Here is a 19,981-nt window from a genome sequence, read left to right on the forward strand (position 1 = left end):
GAGTTCTCAAGGAACGGACGCTTCCTTCGTACTCACCCTCTCGGGCTTTCCTCCGGGCTTTTCCCTTCGGTCTTTCGTGTTTCCAGCTTAGCAGATCCGTTTTCCGTTTCCGCCACCCGCTGGAGCGGGCTTGCCGTTCCAGGAATTCGCTTTCGCGCTTTCCCTTGCGGCGGGGTCAAACACTACCAGGCTTTTTCGCTCCCCCCGACCACCCCTCCGCAGGCATGCAGAGGTGTAGACCACTGGGGTTAGGATCTGAACTCGATAGGTGCTGCCGACTGCCGACCCACGACTCAGCGTCGCGTTGGGGTCAAGCAGGAGTAACGACAGTACATCCCACCGTCAGTAGAGGCAAATCGTTTCCGGGTAGTCCCTAGGTCCGCCAACTGGTACATCTCGTGCGGAACTGGGACTTCTTATGACTTACGCTCTCAACAGTACGCCGTCCGGGACAGGTAGTGACGGCGACACAATCTCCGCCCCTGGGAGGCTTCCCATGACAACCGTGACGTCGCCACTTGCTGGACGCGCCATCGGTCTTGCCGCAGTGCCCGACCCCGTCTTCTCCGGTGCGATGGTCGGCCCCGGTACCGCCATCGATCCCGTGCTCGAGCCGTCGGAGGCCGTCTCGCCCGTCGACGGCGTCATCGTCTCGCTGCACCCGCACGCGTTCGTCGTCGTCGACTCCGAAGGGCACGGTGTCCTCACCCACCTCGGGATCGACACCGTCCAGCTGAACGGACAGGGCTTCGAGCTTCTCGTCAGCAAGGGCGACACCGTGCAGCGCGGGCAGGCCGTCGTGCGCTGGAACCCGGCTGACGTCGTGGCCGCGGGCAAGTCCCCCATCTGTCCCGTCGTGGCCCTGGAGGCCACGGCCGACTCTCTCTCCGGTGTGGTCGAGGACGGCGACGTGAAGGCCGCCGACGAGCTGTTCAGTTGGCGCTGACGCCGGCGTCGTCCTCGTGACGACCACGAGTTCGTGATTCATCGCGGCGGCGGGTGCCGCCGCTCTATCGGAGACGGTGAGATGGAGACAACGCTGCGAGGCGTCGGCGTCAGCCACGGAGTGGCGATCGGCGAGGTACGGCACATGGGTACGGCGGTCCTCGAGCCGCCGGCCAAGCAGATTCCCGCCGAGGAGGCGGAGCGCGAACAGGGGCGCGCCCGTCAGGCCGTGGAAGCTGTGGCCGCCGACCTGATCGCGCGGGGCAATCTGGCCGGGGGTGAGGCGCAGCACGTGCTCGAGGCCCAGGCCATGATCGCGCAGGACCCGGAGCTCATCGCCGACGTCGACCGCCGGATCGCGGTCGGCAGCACGGCCGAGCGCGGTATCTACGACGCGTTCTCGCACTACCGCGAGCTGCTCGCGGGTGCGGGTGAGTACATGGCCGGACGCGTCGCCGACCTCGACGATGTGCGGAACCGTATCGTCGCGCGCCTGCTGGGTGTGCCGATGCCGGGTGTGCCGGACAGCGACGAGCCGTACGTACTGATCGCGCGGGACCTGGCTCCCGCCGACACGGCGCTGCTCGACCCGGCGCTCGTCCTGGGCTTCGTGACCGAGGAGGGCGGGCCGACCAGCCACAGCGCGATCCTCGCGCGGGCGCTCGGTGTGCCGGCCGTGGTCGCGTTGCCGGGCGCGGGGGAGATCGCCGAGGGCACGGTCATCGCGGTGGACGGTTCCACCGGGGAGATCTTCGTGGACCCGAGCGAGGAGAAGAAGGCTCAGCTGACGGCGGCCGCCGCCGAGCGCAGGGCCGCTCTCGCCGCGTCCAGCGGTCCGGGGGCGACCTCGGACGGCCACAAGGTGCCGCTTCTCGCCAACGTCGGTGGTCCGGCGGATGTGCCGGCCGCGGTGGCGGCGGGCGCCGAGGGTGTCGGTCTGTTCCGTACGGAGTTCCTCTTCCTTGACGACAGCGAGAAGGCTCCGTCCGAGGAGAAGCAGGTCGAGGCGTACCGCAAGGTCCTCGAGGCGTTCCCCGAGGGTCGTGTGGTCGTGCGGGTGCTGGACGCCGGTGCGGACAAGCCGCTCGACTTCCTGACTCCGGCGGACGAGCCGAACCCGGCGCTGGGTGTGCGGGGTCTGCGGACGCTGCTCGACCACCCGGAGGTGCTGCGGACGCAGCTGACGGCGCTGGCGAAGGCCGTCGAGGGTCTGCCGGTGTACCTGGAGGTCATGGCGCCGATGGTGGCCGACCGTACGGACGCGAAGGCCTTCGCCGACGCGTGCCGTGAGGCGGGGCTGCGGGCGAAGTTCGGTGCGATGGTGGAGATTCCCTCCGCCGCTCTGCGGGCTCGTTCGATCCTGCAGGAGGTGGAGTTCCTGTCGCTGGGCACGAACGACCTGGCGCAGTACACCTTCGCCGCCGACCGTCAGGTGGGTGCGGTGTCGCGGCTGCAGGATCCGTGGCAGCCGGCGCTGCTCGACCTGGTGGCGATGTCCGCCGAGGCGGCCAAGGCCGAGGGGAAGAGCTGCGGTGTCTGTGGTGAGGCCGCCTCGGATCCGCTGCTGGCCTGTGTGCTGACGGGTCTGGGTGTCACCTCTCTGTCGATGGGTGCGGCGTCGATTCCTTACGTGCGGGCGACGCTCGCGAAGTACACGCTGGCTCAGTGCGAGCGGGCCGCCGCCGCCGCGCGGGCGGCCGACACGGCCGAGGAGGCCCGTGTGGCCGCGCAGGCGGTGCTGTCCGGGGAGTGATCCCGGCGGGTTGTTGTTGAGGAAAGGGGCTTCTCGTCACGTCGGTGACGGGGAGCCCCTTTTCCGCGTCAGGGGTGGGTGGGCCAGTCGTCGTCCTCGGGGGCGAGGGCGAAACCGGCGCGGTAGTCGACGTGGGGTTCCGGGGAGAGGGGTTCTCCGGTGTGGGCGTCGGTGCAGTAGGCGCTGAAGACCTCGGCTTCGGTGAGGGGGATGAGGCTGCCCCGGGTGAGCCGCCAGCCGTGGAGGCGGTCGCGGGCGCCGGGGTTCATGGTGCGCAGGACCACTCCCCCGGGGCTTTCGAGGGCGATGCCGACGGCGAGGACGGTGACGAACTCGGCGCCCTGGTCGCGGTCGAGGGTGACGGGTCGGTCGTCGTCGCGGATGGCGTGGAGGGCGGCGAGGAGTTGTTCGTCGCCGGCGGGGACGCTGCAGACGAGGTGGTGGGTGCCGGGTCCCGCGGCGTCGAGGAGTCGCATGAGCAGGCGGGACGCGTGGTCGAAGGCGGCCCTGCCGATGTCCTGTCCGCAGCTGGCGCAGTCGCCGGTGTCGGTGAGGAGCGTCGTGGCGTACTCCCAGGTGGCGCGGCGGACCGCGGTGTCGACGAGGGTGGGGACGAGGTCGGTCATGGGTTGGCCGGTGTAGGTGACGCGGGGGCCGTCGCTGGCCAGTTCGGCGGTGTAGCGGCTGCGGCTGGCGGGGTGGTCGGGGTCGATGCCGGTGTCGGCGCAGTACTGCGCGTACTCCTCGGGGTCGAAGAGGGCGACGGTGGTGTGGCCGCCCTGGGTGGAGAGGGTTTTGAGCAGGCCTTCGACCTCGCGGAGGTAGACCGGGTGGTCGTCGAAGGGGAAGGTGGCGTACCGGCGCATGGCGGTGAAGTCGTGTTCGTCGGCGAGGAGGCCGATGGTGCTGGGGACTTCGCGGCGCAGGGCGCGGCGCAGGGATGTGGTGGTGGCGGGCCGGATCATGTCTCCCCCTTGTGCTCTGTCGATCAGTGCTCACTCACCGTAGTCGGCGCCACTGACAGTGAGGATGTGCCGGGGCGTCGGCGGACGAGGCGGTGTTGGCCGGCGCAGGTGGCGACGAGGCCGGCGCCGAGGAGGGGCCAGGCGAGGGGGCCGGCGCTGATGACGGCGGTGAGCAGGAGGGGTCCGGCGAAGCGCTGGCTCGCGGCGGCGAGGCCGTGGACGCCGAGGTAGGCGCCTTGGGCGTCGTCGGGGGCCAGGGCGAGGGACAGTTCCCAGGAGGCGGTGGCGTGGATCATCTCGGCGAAGGTGAGGGCCACGGCGGCGGTGACGAGGGCGGCGATGGCGGGGCCGCGTCCGGTGAGGGCGGAGGCGGTGAGCGCGAGGGTTCCCGCGACGAAGAGGCCTGCGAGCGGGAGGAGGAGTCGTCGGGCGGCGTCGGTGGTGGCGCCGAAGCGCGCGAGCGGTACCTGGAAGAGGACGACGAGGACGCTGTTGAGGACCAGGAGCAGCGGGGCGAGGCCGACCGGGGCGTCGGTGGCGTGGACGATCCAGAGGGGCAGGGCGACCTGGAGGATCGTGTCGTGGAGGCCGAGTCCGGCCTCGCTGGCGGTGAAGAGCAGGTAGGTGCGGTCGCGCCAGGGGCTGGTGGGCCTGGTGGTGGGTGCCGGGGTGGTGGAGTCGGCCGCGATGCGGGAGGGCGCGGCGGGTTCGGCGCAGCGGAGGGTGAGGGCGGCCATCACGACGTAGGAGAGGGCGTTGCCGATCAGCAGGAGCTGGAAGGCGGTGCTGGTGGCGACGGAGAGGGCGGCCGCGGCGCCGAGTCCGCCGAACGCCCAGCCGAGGTTGGAGACGGTTCGGTTGATGGCCTGGTATCGGACGCGTTGTGGTCCGGCGACGCGGGCTGCGTACAGCTTGGTGAGGACGCCGGTGGCGCGGTCGGGTACGGCGCCCACCGCCGAGTAGAGGATGAGCAGCGGGTAGGTGTCGGTGGTGAGGAGGGCGAGGAGGGCGGCGGCGCGCAGGAGTTGGGCGCCGATGAGGACGTGGGTGACGGGGAAGCGGTCGGCGAGGCGGCCGGCGAGGGGTGCGCCGGCGATGCCGACGCCGCCGGATATGCCGACGAGGAGGCCGACCTGGGCGATGCCGAGTCCGGTGACGTAGGTGAAGTAGAGGGCGATCGAGGTGGCCCAGAGTCCGGTGCCGCATTTGTCGATGAAGCCGATGACGAGCATGCGGCGGCCGTTCACCCCTCCCGGGATGCGGTTCTTCAGCGGTGAGCGGCTCACTCGTCCCCCTTGACAGCAGTTTTGTATTGATACAGACTTTGGTACGTGGCAGCACAATATTCGATCGAGGGGACGACGGCCAAGGGGATTGCCGCGTCCGTCGAGCGCGCGGTGAGCGAGGGCGGGCTGGGGCCGGGGGACGCGCTGCCTCCGGTGCGGCGGCTCGCGGACGAGCTGGGAGTCAGCCCGGGCACGGTCGCGACCGCGTACAAGGAGCTGCGGCAGCGGGGCCTCGTGGTGACGCGTGGACGGGGCGGGACCGTGGTCGCGGAGGCGCCCTCGGTGGCGTCGCGGCGGCCGCCGCGCGTGCCGGCCGGTCTGGTGGACCTGGCGGGCGGTCACCCGGACCCCGCCTTCCTTCCCGAACTGCGGCCGCCCGCCCTGGTCCGGCCCGTGTACGGCTCACACCGTGCGGCGCCCAGGCTCGGGGCCCTGGAGGAGCTGACCCGCGCCTGGTTCGAGCGGGACGGGGTGCCGTCGGAGCATGTGACGTTCGCGCACGGCGCGCTGGACTGCGTCGCCCGGCTGCTGTCGACGGAGCTGCGGCCGGGTGACGCGGTGGCGGTCGAGGACCCCGGCTTCCATCACCTGCTCGACCTGGTTCCGGCCCTGGGGCTGCGGATGGTGCCGGTCGCCGTGGACGGGGAAGGGCTCGTGCCCGAGGCCTTGCGGGCCGCGCTGCGGGCCGGCGTGCGGGCGGTGGTGTGCAGTCCGCGCGGGCAGTGCCCGACGGGCGCCTGGTTCACGCGGGCGCGGCGGGACGACCTGGTGGCGGTGCTCGGGGAGTTCCCCTCGGTCCTGGTCGTCGAGGACGACCACAACGCGGACATCGCCGGCGTGCCGGCCCACACGTTGGCGGCGGGCGGGCTCGAGCGGTGGGCGCAGGTGCGGACCGTGTCCAAGCACCTGGGCATCGACCTGCGGTGGGCGGGGCTCGCGTGCGACGCGGTGACGCTGGCGCGCCACGACGGGCGGATGCTCATGACGTCCGGCTGGGTCAGTCACGTCCTGCAGGAGACCGCGGCCGGGCTGCTGCGCGATCCGTCGGTGGCGGCTCTGGTGGCGGCGGGAGCGGCGGCGTACACGGCACGGCGTACGGCGCTCGTCGACGGCCTGGCGCGGCACGGTATCGACGCCGTCGGGTCGAGCGGGCTGAATGTGTGGGTGCCGGTGCGGGACGAGTCGGCTGTAGTCAACGGGCTGCGGACGCGGGGCTGGTGGGTCGCGGCCGGGGCACGCTTCCGCATCGCTTCGCCGACGGCGGTGCGCATCACGACGGCGGCGCTGGGCGCGGAGGCGGCGGGGCGCCTGGCGGCCGACTTCGCTGAGGTGCTGGGCGAGTCGCAGGCGACGTACGGGGGTTAGGAGGTTGTCCGGCGGATCAGGGCCGGACAGCCCCTAGGGGTGCCCCTCCCGGGGGCGAGGCCACAGCCCCCTTGGGGCTGTGGCCTCGGTGCCCGGGCGACCGGGGGTGGCTAGGGGGCGGTGACGGTCAGCGTGGCGTCGACGATGCGGTGGTCGGAGCAGGCGATGTAGGCGGTCTTGGTTCTGTTGAGGCAGCGGTCCTGGGCGATGGGGTGGGCGTCCGCGTCGTAGCTGAGCAGGCGGCTCTCCGCCGCGAAGACCAGGTCGACCTTGGCGGGCTGCCCGCACGCGCCGGCCAGTGTGCCCTCGGTGGTCTGCTCGCCCCAGCCGGGGCACAGCGGATCCCGGTCGTCGAGTTCGCGGAACAGACCGGTGTTGTTCGCGTTGTTCGCGGTGGTGACGGTCGGCGCGTACCAGGTGTCGAGCAGCGGGTCGTGGGGCTGGACGTTGAAGTCACCGGCGGTGATCACCGTGCTGCCGGCCGCCGTCCACTCCTCCATCCTGGCGCGGACCGTGTCGAGCTGGGCCTGCTTGTACGCGCTTCTGAAGGTGATGTGCGTGGTACAGAACCTGGGGCTGCCGGGCTGGCCGGCGAGGGGCGCGCAGAGCAGCTTGCGGGCCTTGTCCCCGTCGGACGGCAGGGTGATCCGGTCGGTGCCGGTGGGGGCGAAGCGGCTGAACAGGGCGATGCCGTACGGGTCCTGATCGGCGCCGTCGTCGTCCCGGCACAGGTCGGCGTCCACGTCCGGCATGGGCTCGAACCGGGCGAAGTTGGTGGGGCTCTGCGGCCATCCGGCGTCCTGCAGGCCCTTGAGGATGGCCCGGTACTGGTCGGGACAGACCTCGTTGAGGGCGATGAAGTCGGGATTCCGGTAGCTCACCGACCCGAGGATCGCCTTCACGAGGCCGTTGTCGGTCGACCCGTGGTTGATCGCGTGACCGGCGATGTTCCATTGCCAGATCTTGTACGTCGCGGTGCCGGTCGCGGCGGTTGTGGTGCCGGTCGCGGCGGTCGTCCCGGTGGAGGGCGACGCCGTTCCGGCGGGCGCCGTCCACACGGTCAGGCCCAGCAGCGTGGCCAGCAGCACGATGAAGGTACGTGGTCTTGCCATGTCTCCTCTTGGTTCGGGGTCATGCGCGCCTGGTGCGGGCGAGCTCCTCGTAGAAGTGGAGCAGGTCGAGGTTGTCGACCGAGCCGGGGTTGACCGCCTTGGACAGCGGGGTGCCTTGGAGGAGGCGCTTGACCGGGACCTCGATGCGCTTGCCCGTGAGGGTGTGGGGGACGCCGGGGACCTCGATGATGTCGTCGGGGACGTGGCGCGGGGAGAGTTCGGCGCGGATGGTCCGCTTGATGCGGGCGATCAGCTCCTCGTCGAGCGTCGCGCCCTCGGCGAGGTGGACGAAGAGCGGCATCCAGTAGCCACCGTCGGGCTCCTCCAGGCCGATCACGAGGGATTCGCGGATCTCCGGGAGCCGCTCCACGGCCTCGTAGATGTCGGCGCTGCCCATCCGCACGCCCTGGCGGTTCAGGGTGGAGTCCGAGCGGCCGTGGATGATCACGGAGCCGTGGTCGGTGATGGTGATCCAGTCGCCGTGGCGCCAGACGCCGGGGAACATCTCGAAGTAACTGTCGCGGTAGCGGCTGCTGTCGGGGTCGTTCCAGAAGTAGATGGGCATCGACGGCATCGGGTTGGTGACGACCAGCTCGCCGACGTCGCCGGTCAGCGGCTTGCCGGAGGGGTCCCAGGACTGGAGGTCGGTGCCGAGGCACGCCGCCTGGAGTTCGCCGATGTGGACGGGGAGGGTGGGGACCGCGCCCGCGAAGCAGGAGCAGACGTCCGTGCCGCCGCTCACCGAGGCGATCCAGAGGTCGTCACGGACCTCGTCGTGGAGCCAGCGGAAGCCGTCGGGAGGCAGCGGGGAGCCCGTGGTCGCCACGCACTTGATCGCCGAGAGGTCGAAGTCCCGCGCCGGGTGGACGTCCGCCTTCGCGCAGGCCATGACGTACGCGGCGGACGTGCCGTACAGGGTGGCGCGGGTGCGTTCGGCGATCCGCCACTGGGCGGCGGTGTCCGGATAACCGGGGCTGCCGTCGTAGAGGACGACCGTGGTGCCGGTGAGCAGACCGGAGACGAGGAAGTTCCACATCATCCAGCCGGTGGAGGTGTACCAGAAGAACACATCCTCCGGGCCCAGGTCGCAGTGCAGGCCGAGCTGCTTGAAGTGCTCGACGAGGATGCCGCCCTGGGACTGCACGATCGCCTTCGGCAGGCCCGTCGTACCCGAGGAGTACAGGACCCACAGCGGGTGGGAGAAGTCGACCGGCTCGAAGACCGGTGTCACGTCCGCCGAGGTGAGGTCCGCCCAGGCGAGCGCGCCCTCGGGCGGCTCCGTGCCGAGCAGCGGGATGTGGACGACGGCCCGGAGGGTCGGGAGTTCGGCGCGCAGCTCGGCGACGGTGTCGCGGCGGTCGTGCTCCTTGCCTCCGTAGCGGTAGCCGTCCACGGCGAACAGGACCACCGGCTCCACCTGCTGGAAGCGGTCCAGGACGCTGCGCGCGCCGAAGTCCGGCGCGCAGGAGGTCCAGACCGCGCCGACCGCGGCGGTGGCCAGGAGGGCGGTGACGGCCTCGGGGATGTTCGGCAGATAGCCGCTGACGCGGTCGCCCGGCCGGACGCCGAGGGCGCGCAGCTCGGCCGCGAGCGAGCCGACCTGACGGCGCAGGTCGGCCCAGGTGATCGGCCGGGGTTCATGTGTCTCGTCCACATGAAGGAGGGCGGTTTCGTGGGGGCGTTCGTCCGCGGCGCGCAAGGCGTGCTCGGCGTAGTTGAGGGTGGCTCCGGGGAACCACTGGGCGCCCGGCATCGAGCGGTCGCCGAGGACGCGCTCGTACGGGGTGGAGAAGCGGATGTCGAACCACTCGGTGACGGCCTGCCAGAACGACTCCAGCTCCTCGACCGACCAGCGGTGAAGGGCCGGGTATCCGCCCTCGGCCGGGGCTCCGTGGCGCTCGGCGGCCCAGGACTGGAAACGGGTGACCGCGGCGGCGGCGACGCGTTCCTCGTCCGGCTGCCAGAGCGGCTCGGTGTGCGCTGATGTCATGGTGCGGCTCCTGGGGCGTACGCGGGGGTCTGCGTGTGTCGCGCGCACGTGCTGGGGTGTGCGCGTGACGCGGCTGACAGGGACGATGCCATGGGAGCGGCTTTCGCACCAGGGTTCCCCGCCCATGATCGAAGAGCTGAATATGTGCTCCCACCACGGGTGAACGGCAGTTGAACGGACCCCGCGCGCGCCCTGCGGGCTGGCAGGGTGAACGGCATGGACGGTCGTGAGCTGGTGCGTTCGGTGAGGGTGTTCGGATCGGTGCAGGGGTTGCGGACGGTGCGTTCGGCGTGGCGGCAGCGTCGGACGGATGCCTGGGGGCTGCCGCCGAGGGGTGAGGAGCGGGCTCGGGTGCCGGGGCCGGTCGGCGAGGCGGAGCCGCTTCCGGGCGGGGGGATCGTCCGTTTCGCCCGCTCCGAGCTGCGGATCAGTGTGTCGGCCGGGGGCACGGTCTTCTGGGGCTGGGACGGGGCCGGGCCCCTTCCGTCGTACGCCCTGGCGGGTGAGCCGCCGGAGCCGGATCCGCGGGCCCGGCTGGAGCCGGACACGGACGGCGGCTGGCGGGTGGTGTCGGAGCGGGTGACGGTCGCGGTCTCCCGGCACGGGGCGGTGGAGATCCGTACGCCGGGGGGTCTGGTGCTGCGGCGGGATCTGCCGCCGCGCTGGTGGGAGCCGGTCGCCGGCGGTCCCGCACGGTGGGTGCAGCGCAGCGAGGTGCCCGCCGACGCGCGGTTCTTCGGGCTCGGCGGGCGGGCGTCGGGGCCGCGGCTGCGGGACGGTTCGTACCGGCTGTGGAACACCGATCCGCACGGCAGCTTCTCCCCCGGCACCGATCCGCTCTACATCACCATGCCCGTGCAGTTCGTCGTCTCGGACGCGGGGACGCATCTGGCGTTCCACGACAACTCCTGGGACGGCCGGGTCACCCTCACCGAAGGTGAGGAGGGCGCGGGCTCCGGGCACGACCGGCCCGGCACCTGCGAGGTCCGGATGGGCGGCGGGCCGCTGCGCTGCTGGGTCGTCGTCGGTACGCCGGCCCGGGTGCTGCACGGCTGGGCGGCGCTCACCGGGGCGCCGGCGCTGCCGCCGTCCTGGGCGTTGGGGCCGCAGCACGCGCGGTGGGGGTTCGGCAGCGAGCGCGAGGTACGGCGGGTGGTGGACGGCTACCGCGAGCGGGGTCTGCCGCTGTCCGCCCTCCACCTGGACATCGACCACTTCGACGCGCATCAGGTGTTCACGGTGGACCGCGAGAACTTCCCGGACCTTCCGGGGCTCGCGGCCGAGCTTCGGGAGAGGGGCGTGCGGCTGGTCTCGATCGTGGACCCCGCGGTGAAGGCGGAGCCGGGGAACGCGGTGTACGACAGCGGGAGCGCGATCGGTGCCTTCGTCCGGGACGGCCGCGGGGACGAGGTCCACGGCGTGGTCTGGCCGGGCGAGTGCGCCTATCCGGACTTCACGGATCCCGCGGTACGGACGTGGTGGGGCGGGTTGTACGAGGAGCGGCTCGCGCAGGGCTTCTCGGGGATCTGGCACGACATGAACGAGCCGGTGTCCTTCGCCCCCTTCGGTGACCAGACGCTGCCGCGGTCGTCGCGGCACGCCCTGGAGGGCCGGGGCGGCGACCACCGCGAGGCGCACAACGTGTACGGGCTGCTGATGGCGCGGGCCGGGTACGAGGGGCTGCGCCGGCTGCGTCCGGCGGAACGGCCGTTCCTCTTCTCGCGCTCCGGGTGGGCGGGGATGCAGCGGTACGGCGGGACCTGGTCCGGCGACGTGTCGACCGGGTGGCCGGGGTTGCGGGCCTCGCTGGCGCTGGTCCTGGGGCTCGGGCTGTGCGGGGTGCCGTACTCGGGGCCCGATGTGGGCGGTTTCGACGGCAGCCCGTCGCCTGAGCTGTTCCTGCGCTGGTTCCAGTTGGGGGCGTGGCTGCCGCTGTTCCGTACCCACGCGGCGATCGACGCGGGGCGCCGTGAGCCGTGGGAGTTCGGTCCCGAGGTCCTGGAGCACGCGCGCGTGGCGCTTGCCGAGCGGGAGCGGATGCGGCCGTACTTCGTCACGCTCGCGCAGCTCGCCCGGCTGACCGGGGCGCCGTACGTACGGCCGGTGTGGTGGGGGTCGCCGGAGGACCGGGCGCTGCGGGACTGCGAGGACGCGTTCCTGCTGGGTGACGCGCTGCTGGTGGCGCCGGTCCTGACGCGGGGGGCCGACCGGCGGGCGGTGCGGCTGCCGCGCGGGCGCTGGTACGACACGGCGACGGGCCGGGCGTACGAGGGGCCGGGGCAAGTGCTGCTCGACGCGCCGCCGTCCCGCATCCCGGTGCTCGCGCGGGCGGGCGCGGTGATCCCGGTGCGGGGCCCAGGCGGGGAGCTGGAGCTGGAGGTGTGGGCCCCGGCGGCGGGGCGGACCGGTGGGGGGCTGGTCGTGCGGGACACCGGGGACGGGTGGCAGCCGGGCGAGATCGAGCGGTACGCGTCGCGGTTGGTGGACGGGCGGGTGATCGTGGAGCGCGCCACGGACGAGGGGAGCGAGGAGGTGCGGGCGACGGTGCGGGGGTTGGGGTTGGGCGGGTGAGGGGCTGGGGGGCTGAGGGGGCGGGCGCGCGGGGTGAGGGGGACGCGGGGGCGGCGTGACGGCGCCGGTTGGTGGGCGTGGGGGGGGGCCGAGGTCGGCGCGGGGCCGGGTGGTCCGCGCGGGGGCTGTGCCGTGGGCTAGTCGTAGTGGCCTGTGAACCAGCGGCGGGCCGCCTCCGTGTGGAGAGGGAAGGCGAGTTCGGTCGGGGCGTGGAGCAGATGGCGGCCGGTGGTCTCGGCCGTCGGGACCGGGGGCGGCAGGTCGGCCGCCCGGCGGGCCGGGAGCAGGCCGAAGAGGAGCAGGTGCCCGCCCGGGGAGCTGAGCGCGTCCGCGAGCCGCACCTCCCCCGCCGACGCCTCGATGCCGGTCTCCTCGCGCAGTTCGCGGACGACGGCGTCCCGCCAGTCCTCGGCGTGGTCGATGAATCCGCCGGGCAGGGCGACGCCGCCCCGCTGGGGTTCGATGGCCCGGGTGATGACGACGAGTCCCGTCCCCCGCTCGTCCGTGACGGGAAGCAGCGCGACCGCGACGGGGAGGGGGTTGCGGTAGGCGACGGAGCCGCAGGTGGCGCAGGCGCGGGGCCAGGTGGTGGCCTCGGTGTGGCGTGTGCCGCAGCCGGAGCAGTAGGAGTCCTTCACGGCAGGACCGTATGCGATCACCCTTTCCCGTGCGAGGGAGAAACTGATAGACGGTGCGCATGACAGGACTTGCTTCCGCTTTCCGTACCCTCGGTGTGACCGTCGCCGCCGGTCTGTTCGCCGCCACCGCCGCCGTACCGTCCGCGCAGGCCAGGCCGGAGCCGAAGGCTCCGAAGGAGTTCGTGGCGCTGAGCTCGGTCGACCGGACGATCATCCAGGAGATGCGCTACACCACGGAGCACAACTTCGTGGGCGAACCCGTCGACGGCTACCGGCAGCCGCTGTGCATCCTGACCCGTCCCGCCGCGGAGGCGCTGCACCGGGCGCAGGTGAAGCTGCTCGCGCAGGGCTATTCGCTGAAGGTGTACGACTGTTACCGGCCGCAGCGGGCCGTCGACCACTTCGTGCGCTGGGCGGAGGATCTCGACGACGAGCGGATGAAGAAGGAGTTCTATCCCCTGGTCGAGAAGTCGAGGCTGTTCGCGGACGGTTACATCGCGGAGAAGTCGGGGCACAGCAGGGGCTCGACGGTCGACGTGACGATCGTGAGGCTGCCCGCGGCGCCCACCCGCCCGTATGTGCCGGGTGAGCCGCTGGTGGAGTGCTACGCCCCGCAGGCCGAGCGGTTCCCGGACAACTCGGTGGACATGGGTACGGGCTTCGACTGCTTCGACACCCTGTCGCACACCGACGACCAGCGGATCCAGGGGGCTCAGCGGGCCAACCGGCAGCTACTGAAGGGGACGCTGGCCGAGCAGGGGTTCGTGAACCTGCCCGAGGAGTGGTGGCACTTCACGTACAAGCCGGAGCCGTTCCCGAGCACGTTCTTCGACTTCCCGGTGGCGCGCCGGTCGGTGGCCGGGCACTGACGTCGGGAATGCGACGGGCGGCCGGGGCCACCCCCGTGGGTCCCGGCCGCCCGTGCTGTCCGGAAGGACGCAGGGCGGCGCCGTACGGTTCTCAGACATCCGCATCCGTGTCACACTTCTGACGATCCGTCAGGTCTCAGATCGATTGTGGTGCTCGGGGAGGGCCGTCGTGACACGAACGCGCAGACCTGTGGTGGCCGGATGGTTCACCGACGACGTTCCGGAGGGTGATTTCCGGCTCCTCGGCACCCGCTGCACGGCCTGTGCCGCGGTCTTCTTCCCCCGCGAGGACTCCTGGTGCCGCAATCCGGGCTGTCCGGGCGGCGGAGAACTGGTCGAGGCCCCGCTCTCCCGGCGCGGACGCGTGTGGTCGTACACCGACGGACGCTACCGGCCGCCCGCGCCCTACGTCTCCGACCCGGACGCGACCTGGGAGCCGTACACCCTGGTCGCCGTGGAGCTGGCGGCGGAGGGGATGGTGGTGCTCGGGCAGGCCGCACCGGGGGTGCGGACCTCGGACCTGGCTGTCGGGATGGAGGTCGAGGTGGTGCCGGGCGTCCTGAACGAGGACGAGGAGCACACCTGGACGACCTGGCACTGGCGTCCGGTGACCCGGCCGCCGGCGTCCCCGGAACCCCCGGCACCCGTGCACGCGCGCGTGGCGGAGGATCCGGCATGAACGACATCGCCGTCCTGGGTGCCGGGATGCACCCCTGGGGCAAATGGGGCCGCGGCTTCGTCGAGTACGGGAGGGCGGCGGCCCGCGCCGCGCTCGCCGACGCGGGACTGGGGTGGACGGACGTCGACTCCGTCGTCGGGGCGGACACCGTGCGGTGCGGCTATCCGGGGTACGTGGCGGGCGCGACCTTCGCCCAGTCCCTCGGCTGGCAGGGGGCGCGGGTCACCAGCGTGTACGCCGCCTGCGCCTCCGGCGCGCAGGCGGTCGCCACCGCACGGGCGCAGATCCTCTCAGGCCTGGCGGACGTGGTACTGGTCGTCGGCGCCGACGCGGCGCCCAAGGGGTTCTTCGCCCCGGCGGGCGGGGAGCGGCCCGACGACCCCGACTGGCTGCGCTTCCGGGTGCTCGGGGCGACCAACCCGGCCTACTTCGCGCTCTACGCGCGCCGCCGGATGGCGCTCCACGGGGACACGCTCGACGACTTCGCGCGGGTCAAGGTGAAGAACGCAGCGGCCGGCGCGCTCAATCCGCTCGCCCGCTACCGCACGGCGGTGAGCGCCGAGGAGGTCGCCGCCTCGCCCGTGGTCGCCGATCCGCTGCGGCTCCTCGACATCTGCGCCACCTCGGACGGGGGCGCGGCGCTGGTGCTCTCCAGCATGGAGTTCGCCCGCCGGCACGGGCATCGGGACCCCGTCCGGGTCCGGGCGGTGTCCACCGTCACGCCGACGTACCCGAAGGCGCTCCTCGACCTGCCCGACATCGCGACCGACTCCACGGCGGCCGTCTCCCCCTCTCCGCACACCTTCCGGGCGTCGATCGCCCGGGCCGCGTACGAGGAGGCCGGCATCGGGCCCGAGGACCTGTCGCTCGCCGAGGTGTACGACCTGTCCACCGCGCTGGAGCTGGAGTGGTACGAGGACATCGGGCTGTGCGGGGTCGGCGAGGGCGCGAAGCTGGTACGGGACGGGGTGACGGCGCTCGGTGGCCGTGTGCCGGTCAACACCAGCGGCGGCCTGGGGTCCTTCGGCGAGGCCGTGCCCGCTCAGGCCATCGCGCAGGTCTGCGAGCTGACCTGGCAGCTGCGGGGGACGGCGGGGAGCCGTCAGGTGCCGGGCGCGCGGGTCGGGATCACCGCGAACCAGGGTCTTTTCGGGCATGGGTCGGCGGTGGTGGCGGTGCGCTGAGCACCGCCACCGACCACACCGCGGCTCCGTGCGCGCCCGGCAGCTCCATGCGCTCCCGGCGGCTCGGTCCGCGCCGCCGGGCGTCCGGTGGCCGCGCGCCGCTCAGGTGGCCACCGGGGCGGCGGGGCGGTCCGCGAGGACCAGGGCGTGCTCGACGACGGCCACGAGCACGTTCTTCACGGACTCCCGGTCGCGCGCGTCGCACATCAGCAGCTCGACCTCGGGGTCGAGGTCGAGGGCGCCCCGGACGCTCTCGGCCGGGAACCGCTGGGCTCCCTCGAAGCAGTTGACCGCGACCGTGAACGGAATGCCGCGCCGCTCGAAGTAGTCGATCGCGGCGAAGCTCTCCTCCAGGCGGCGGGTGTCGGCCAGGACGACCGCGCCGAGCGCCCCCTGGGCCAGTTCGTCCCACAGGAACCAGAAGCGGTCCTGTCCGGGGGTGCCGAAGAGGTAGAGGACCAGGTCGTCCCGGAGCGTGATCCGGCCGAAGTCCATGGCGACCGTGGTGGTCGATTTGTTCTCCACGCCGTGCAGATCGTCGACGGGCCGCCCCGCCTCGCTCAGGATCTCCTCGGTGCGCAGCGGCCGTATCTCGCTGACGGCACCGACCAGAGTCGTCTTGCCGACTCCGAAGCCGCCCGCGACCAGGATCTTCAGCGTCACCGGTTCGACGAGGGGCTTCTTGCGGCTAGAGCGCCCGAAGGCCATTGATCACCTCGCGGAGAATGCTCACGTCCGGCAGCTCGGCCGGCGGAACGGGGCGGGTCACGTGGACGAGTTCGTCCTCGACGAGATCGCCGACGAGGACGCGGACGACCCCTACGGGAAGGTCGAGTCCGGCGGCGAGTTCGGCGATCGACTGGGGCGTGTCCGAGCAGCGTTCGACGATCTCCACATGTTCCGGGGAGAGCGTCTGATCCCGGCCGGGGTCGTCGGCCGCCGGCTCGGGCACCACCACGGCGATGAGGTCGAGCCGGTGCCGGGTGGCGGCGCTGGTCCGGCCGCGGGTCATCGCGTACGGACGGACCACCGGCCCGGCATCGTCGTCGAACCAGTGAGGGGCCGGGTGTGCCCCCTGGTCCTGCTGGTCTGCGTCAGTCATGCCGTCCCCCCACTCACCCTCCGGCGGTCGAACCGGCGCGCGGGGCCGTCCCGAGGTGGACGCCGACGCGCTTGACCATGAGCGTCATCTCGTACGCGACCTGGCCGACGTCCGAGTCGGCGTCCGCGAGGACGGCGAGGCAGCTGCCGTCGCCGGCCGCCGTGACGAAGAGGAAGGCGTCCTCCAGCTCCACGACGGTCTGGCGGACCCTGCCCGCCTCGAAGTGGCGGCCGACGCCCTTGGCCAGGCTGTGGAAGCCGGAGGCGACGGCGGCGAGGTGCTCGCCGTCCTCGCGCGTCAGGTCGGCGGAGGCCCCGGTGGGAAGTCCGTCACTGGAGAGCACCAGGGCCTTGCGGATGGAGCCCACGCGCTGGACGAGCTCGTCGAGGAGCCAGTTCAGCTCGCCGTTGCCATGGCCGTTTCCGGAGGTGTTGAGTGCTGCGGCGTTCGGTGCGGTCATCGACCGTCCCCCTCGGGTGTCGTTCCTGGTGCTGTTGTCTCGGCGTTCTGCCGTCGTCCGCGCTGCCAGCCTCGCTGCATCGACGCCATGCGGTCGCGCACTTCCTCGGCGTCGCGCTCGAAGTCCCCGTCCGCGGCGGCGCCGGAGTCGGTGGGCGTCCGGTCGTCCGGGCGCTCGCCCGTCTCGCGCAGCTGGGGCGCGAGGCTCGCCTGACGGACCCTGCGGGGCAGCCCGCCGAAGGGCGAGGGCCCTTCGGGCGGTACGGGCACCAGCGTCGGCGGGGTCGTTCCCGGCGGGGTGGCTCCCCGCGGGGCGGTTCCCCTGGAGGTCGTTCCCGGCGGGGTGGTTCCCCGCGGGGTGACGGGCGGAGTGTCGGACGTCTTACGGACGGGCACGGGCGGGGTCATGGGCCCGTCGGCCGACCGGGCGGACGAGGGGTGGGCCGGGCCCGGTTCGTCGAGCCGGCGTCCGTGGTCGACGACGAGCGTCGGCGGCCGGCGGCGGGGCAGCGGCACGGGGCCGTCGTCGCGGGCCCGGTCGGGCGTGCGGCCCGAGGCCCGGTCCGGCGTGCGGTCGAGCGGGCGGTCGGCGGTGCGGCCCGGGGTCTGGTCCCTGGCCTGCTGGTGCTGCTCGCCGTCCGGAGCCGGTGCGAGGCCGCCGGGGCGGCGGCGCTCGCGGGCCCGGAAGAGGCCGCCGCGCTCGCTCTCGGTGTCCTCCAGGTCGGCGGCGGAGGGGTCGAGCAGCTCCTCGAAGCCGACGGAGCCCAGCGGCGGTTCGAGCTCGACGGGGCCGTCGAGGGGGCCGTCCAGGAGCGAGGGGCCCGCCGACCGCGTGGGGACCTGCGTGAGCGCGGCGCGCCGGGCGGGCTGCCCGGCGGTGCCCGATCCGCGCTCGGAGCCGTGGCGGTCCAGGCTCTTGCGGTCCAGGCGGAAGCCCGCGCCCTGGGTCTCGGGCGCGTCGGTGAGCAGGGCGGCCGGGATGAAGACGACCGCGGTGGTGCCTCCGTACGGCGAGGGCTGCAGCGAGACCCGGACGTTCTGGCGCTGGGCGAGGCGGCTGACCACGAAGAGGCCGAGGCGGTCGGTGTCGGAGAGTTCGAACTCGGGGGTCTCCGCCAGGCGCAGGTTGGCGTCGAGCAGGGCGTCGGGGTTCATGCCGAGGCCGCGGTCGTGGATCTCGAGGGTGAAGCCGTTGGCCACCCGCTCGCCGAGCACCTGCACGGCGGTGTGCGGGGGTGAGAACACCGTGGCGTTCTCCAGGAGTTCGGCGATGAGGTGGGTCAGGTCGGCGACGGCGGGGCCGCCCACGCCCAGGCGGGGCAGTCGGCGGACCTCGATCCGCTCGTAGTCCTCGACCTCGGCGACGGCCGCCCGGACGACGTCCATGAGCTGGACCGGCTTGCGCCACTGGCGGGAGGGCGCGGCGCCGGAGAGGATCACCAGGCCCTCGGCGTGCCGGCGCATACGGGTGGTCATGTGGTCGAGGCGGAAGAGGTCGGCCAGTTCCTCGGTGTCCTCGGTCCGCCGCTCCATGGTGTCGAGGAGCGTGAGCTGGCGGTGGAGGAGGACCTGGTTGCGGCGGGCGAGGTTGACGAAGACCTCGGAGACGCCGCGGCGCATGTCGGCCTGCTTGACGGCCGCCTCGACGGCCGCGCGCTGCAGGGTGTTGAGAGCCTGCCCGACCTGGCCGACCTCGTCCTCCGCGTACCGCAGGTGCGGCACCTCGGTCTCGACGTCGACGTGTTCGCCGGCGGCGAGGCGGCGCATCACGCTCGGCAGGCGGACGCCGGAGACCTCCTGGGCCTCCTTGCGGAGCCTGCGCAGGTCGCGGATGAGTTCGCGGCCGACGCGGACGGAGACGACGACGGAGACGAGCAGGGCGAGGAAGCCGAGGACACCGGCGACGCCGGCCTTGAGCAGCACGCTGTAGGCGGCGGGCTGGACGCGGTCCTGATAGCGGTCCCCCGCGGCGGTGTTCTCGCGGGCGAGGTCGTCCAGGACGGGGGTCGTCTGCTCCTCCCAGCGCTCCGCGGTGATGGTGCGCGGGTTCTTGGCGGGGCCGGCGTTGATCAGCGCTTCCTCGGCGCGGCGCAGCGGTGCGGTGGCGGGGCTGCTCCAGTACTTCTCGAAGATCTCCCGCTCACGGGCGGGCAGGACCTCGAGGTTGACCTCGTAGAACTGCTTGCGGTTGGCGACCAGGTCGGAGACGGCGCGGATCTCCTGGGCGGTGACGCGTTCGGAGATGAGCGCGGAGAGGACCAGGGCGTCCTCGCGGGAGAGCAGTTCGCGGCCGCGGACCACGCCGACGAGGGCGCGGCCCTGCTTGTCCATCTCCACGTTCTCGAGGGCGTGGAGGGTCATGAGGAAGCTGTAGCAGGGGTCGACGAGCCGGTTGTAGAAGTCGAGGGCCTGCATGCGGCCGATGCTGCGGTTCTCCACGGAGCGGCGGAGCGAGTCGAGTCCGTCGAGCGCTTCGAGGAGGGAGCCGAGGCGCTGGGAGGCGACCGGCCGCATCTCCTCGCGTACGCCGGAGTCGGCGGCGTTGCGCCGGATCAGGGCGATCTGGCGGTCGGTGGCCTCGCGCTGTGTGCGCAGGGTGGTGAGGGCGTCGGAGGCGCGCGGATCGGCGAGGTAGATGAGCGACTGGCGGCGTTCCTTCTGGATGACACGGACGGTGTCCTCCACGGGGTAGCCGACCTTGTCGACGATGTAGCCGACGTCGAGGAGCTGGTCGGCCTCGCGGCCGGTGAGTACCGTCGCGAACCCCCAGAGGCCGGTGAGGGAGACGAGCGGCACCAGCAACAACGCCACGATCTTCCGGCGGATGGACGTCCCGCGAAAGCGCATGGCCTCCCCCAGCTCGGCCTCCGCCCGGCGCGGAGATCCTCCTTGTCGACGCGCGGTGTCAACACACAGCGTCAACACATGGCGTCAACCATCGGTTTCAACAAACGGCGGCGCGAGCCTACTACTGCATCACAGTCAACTCGAAGGCACATCCGGGCGATTTTCAGCCTGTCGAGTGAGTGTTGATCATCAGATGTCCCGGTATTCCGTGAGTTG

The 19,981-nt window shown here is 72.4% G+C and carries 16 protein-coding genes; 7 read left to right on the forward strand and 9 right to left on the reverse strand.

Features of this window, described 5'->3' with window-relative positions; all coding sequences use genetic code 11:
* The first annotated feature begins 496 nt into the window (after positions 1-496).
* Both ACF06X_RS24410 and ptsP read left to right on the forward strand, forming a co-directional pair.
* The gene (locus tag ACF06X_RS24410) at positions 497-946 is read left to right on the forward strand and encodes a PTS glucose transporter subunit IIA (protein ID WP_392289431.1); all 450 of its coding nucleotides are present in this window, start codon (positions 497-499) and stop codon (positions 944-946) included.
* 81 nt (positions 947-1,027) lie between these two features.
* Positions 1,028-2,698: a phosphoenolpyruvate--protein phosphotransferase gene (gene ptsP / locus ACF06X_RS24415; RefSeq protein ID WP_392289432.1), complete on the forward strand. Its 1,671-nt coding sequence runs from the start codon at positions 1,028-1,030 to the stop codon at positions 2,696-2,698.
* Between the two features lie 68 nt (positions 2,699-2,766).
* Here the strand turns inward: ptsP and ACF06X_RS24420 are convergent, their stop codons facing one another.
* Together ACF06X_RS24420 and ACF06X_RS24425 are read right to left on the reverse strand one after the other, a co-directional pair.
* Positions 2,767-3,663 carry a hypothetical protein gene (locus tag ACF06X_RS24420; protein WP_392289433.1) on the reverse strand — a complete coding sequence of 299 codons (897 nt, stop codon included), beginning with the start codon at positions 3,661-3,663 and terminating at the stop codon, positions 2,767-2,769.
* Between the two features lie 23 nt (positions 3,664-3,686).
* Entirely contained in the window at positions 3,687-4,949 is a 1,263-nt protein-coding gene (locus tag ACF06X_RS24425; protein WP_392289434.1) for an MFS transporter, read from the reverse strand.
* 45 nt (positions 4,950-4,994) lie between these two features.
* Between ACF06X_RS24425 and ACF06X_RS24430 the strand changes: the two genes are divergently transcribed.
* Entirely contained in the window at positions 4,995-6,314 is a 1,320-nt protein-coding gene (locus ACF06X_RS24430; protein WP_392289435.1) for an aminotransferase class I/II-fold pyridoxal phosphate-dependent enzyme, read from the forward strand.
* Between the two features lie 110 nt (positions 6,315-6,424).
* Here ACF06X_RS24430 and ACF06X_RS24435 read toward each other — a convergent pair whose 3' ends face one another.
* Positions 6,425-7,426, reverse strand: a complete 1,002-nt coding sequence (locus tag ACF06X_RS24435) for an endonuclease/exonuclease/phosphatase family protein (RefSeq protein ID WP_392289436.1) — start codon at positions 7,424-7,426, stop codon at positions 6,425-6,427.
* Positions 7,427-7,445: 19 nt separating this feature from the next.
* On the reverse strand, positions 7,446-9,416 hold the full coding sequence (locus ACF06X_RS24440; RefSeq protein WP_392289437.1) for an acetoacetate--CoA ligase: 1,971 nt from the start codon (positions 9,414-9,416) through the stop codon (positions 7,446-7,448).
* 216 nt (positions 9,417-9,632) lie between these two features.
* Here ACF06X_RS24440 and ACF06X_RS24445 point away from each other — a divergent pair, with 216 nt between their 5' ends.
* A complete protein-coding gene (locus ACF06X_RS24445; protein ID WP_392289438.1) occupies positions 9,633-11,987 on the forward strand; it encodes a glycoside hydrolase family 31 protein in 2,355 nt (784 codons plus the stop codon).
* A gap of 137 nt (positions 11,988-12,124) precedes the next feature.
* Here the strand turns inward: ACF06X_RS24445 and ACF06X_RS24450 are convergent, their stop codons facing one another.
* The gene (locus tag ACF06X_RS24450) at positions 12,125-12,625 is read right to left on the reverse strand and encodes an NUDIX domain-containing protein (protein WP_392289439.1); all 501 of its coding nucleotides are present in this window, start codon (positions 12,623-12,625) and stop codon (positions 12,125-12,127) included.
* A 59-nt stretch (positions 12,626-12,684) separates the two neighbouring features.
* Between ACF06X_RS24450 and ACF06X_RS24455 the strand changes: the two genes are divergently transcribed.
* The 3 genes from ACF06X_RS24455 to ACF06X_RS24465 all read left to right on the forward strand — a co-directional run bounded on the left by ACF06X_RS24455 (position 12,685) and on the right by ACF06X_RS24465 (position 15,357).
* Positions 12,685-13,494: a M15 family metallopeptidase gene (locus ACF06X_RS24455; RefSeq protein WP_392289440.1), complete on the forward strand. Its 810-nt coding sequence runs from the start codon at positions 12,685-12,687 to the stop codon at positions 13,492-13,494.
* A gap of 169 nt (positions 13,495-13,663) precedes the next feature.
* On the forward strand, positions 13,664-14,173 hold the full coding sequence (locus tag ACF06X_RS24460) for a Zn-ribbon domain-containing OB-fold protein (RefSeq protein WP_392289441.1): 510 nt from the start codon (positions 13,664-13,666) through the stop codon (positions 14,171-14,173).
* Positions 14,170-15,357: a lipid-transfer protein gene (locus ACF06X_RS24465; protein ID WP_392289442.1), complete on the forward strand. Its 1,188-nt coding sequence runs from the start codon at positions 14,170-14,172 to the stop codon at positions 15,355-15,357. Before ACF06X_RS24460 ends, ACF06X_RS24465 begins: the two co-directional genes overlap by 4 nt.
* 102 nt (positions 15,358-15,459) lie before the next feature.
* Here the strand turns inward: ACF06X_RS24465 and ACF06X_RS24470 are convergent, their stop codons facing one another.
* Genes ACF06X_RS24470 through ACF06X_RS24485 form a run of 4 tightly spaced genes read right to left on the reverse strand, consistent with a single transcriptional unit; the run spans position 15,460 to position 19,765 of the window.
* Positions 15,460-16,065 (reverse strand): ATP/GTP-binding protein, encoded by a 606-nt coding sequence (locus ACF06X_RS24470; RefSeq protein ID WP_392289443.1) that lies wholly within the window; start codon positions 16,063-16,065, stop codon positions 15,460-15,462.
* Positions 16,046-16,459, reverse strand: coding sequence for a DUF742 domain-containing protein (locus ACF06X_RS24475; protein WP_392289444.1), 414 nt, complete (start codon positions 16,457-16,459; stop codon positions 16,046-16,048). Before ACF06X_RS24475 ends, ACF06X_RS24470 begins: the two co-directional genes overlap by 20 nt.
* A gap of 13 nt (positions 16,460-16,472) precedes the next feature.
* Positions 16,473-16,919: a roadblock/LC7 domain-containing protein gene (locus ACF06X_RS24480; RefSeq protein ID WP_392289445.1), complete on the reverse strand. Its 447-nt coding sequence runs from the start codon at positions 16,917-16,919 to the stop codon at positions 16,473-16,475.
* Positions 16,916-19,765, reverse strand: coding sequence for a nitrate- and nitrite sensing domain-containing protein (locus tag ACF06X_RS24485; RefSeq protein ID WP_392289446.1), 2,850 nt, complete (start codon positions 19,763-19,765; stop codon positions 16,916-16,918). Before ACF06X_RS24485 ends, ACF06X_RS24480 begins: the two co-directional genes overlap by 4 nt.
* Positions 19,766-19,981 lie beyond the last annotated feature (216 nt).

It is taken from the genome of Streptomyces sp. NPDC015346 (assembly GCF_043078785.1).
Taxonomy (GTDB): Bacteria; Actinomycetota; Actinomycetes; order Streptomycetales; family Streptomycetaceae; genus Streptomyces.

Excerpts from the sequence above, each read along its gene's own strand:
- ACF06X_RS24420 (WP_392289433.1), bottom strand. The coding sequence starts at position 3,663 with ATGATCCGGCCCGCCACCACCACATCCCTGCGCCGCGCCCTGCGCCGC.
- ACF06X_RS24475 (WP_392289444.1), bottom strand. The coding sequence starts at position 16,459 with ATGACTGACGCAGACCAGCAGGACCAGGGGGCACACCCGGCCCCTCAC.
- ACF06X_RS24440 (WP_392289437.1), bottom strand. The coding sequence starts at position 9,416 with ATGACATCAGCGCACACCGAGCCGCTCTGGCAGCCGGACGAGGAACGC.
- ACF06X_RS24455 (WP_392289440.1), top strand. The coding sequence starts at position 12,685 with ATGACAGGACTTGCTTCCGCTTTCCGTACCCTCGGTGTGACCGTCGCC.
- ACF06X_RS24485 (WP_392289446.1), bottom strand. The coding sequence starts at position 19,765 with ATGCGCTTTCGCGGGACGTCCATCCGCCGGAAGATCGTGGCGTTGTTG.
- ACF06X_RS24445 (WP_392289438.1), top strand. The coding sequence starts at position 9,633 with ATGGACGGTCGTGAGCTGGTGCGTTCGGTGAGGGTGTTCGGATCGGTG.
- ACF06X_RS24470 (WP_392289443.1), bottom strand. The coding sequence starts at position 16,065 with ATGGCCTTCGGGCGCTCTAGCCGCAAGAAGCCCCTCGTCGAACCGGTG.
- ptsP (WP_392289432.1), top strand. The coding sequence starts at position 1,028 with ATGGAGACAACGCTGCGAGGCGTCGGCGTCAGCCACGGAGTGGCGATC.
- ACF06X_RS24435 (WP_392289436.1), bottom strand. The coding sequence starts at position 7,426 with ATGGCAAGACCACGTACCTTCATCGTGCTGCTGGCCACGCTGCTGGGC.
- ACF06X_RS24465 (WP_392289442.1), top strand. The coding sequence starts at position 14,170 with ATGAACGACATCGCCGTCCTGGGTGCCGGGATGCACCCCTGGGGCAAA.
- ACF06X_RS24410 (WP_392289431.1), top strand. The coding sequence starts at position 497 with ATGACAACCGTGACGTCGCCACTTGCTGGACGCGCCATCGGTCTTGCC.
- ACF06X_RS24480 (WP_392289445.1), bottom strand. The coding sequence starts at position 16,919 with ATGACCGCACCGAACGCCGCAGCACTCAACACCTCCGGAAACGGCCAT.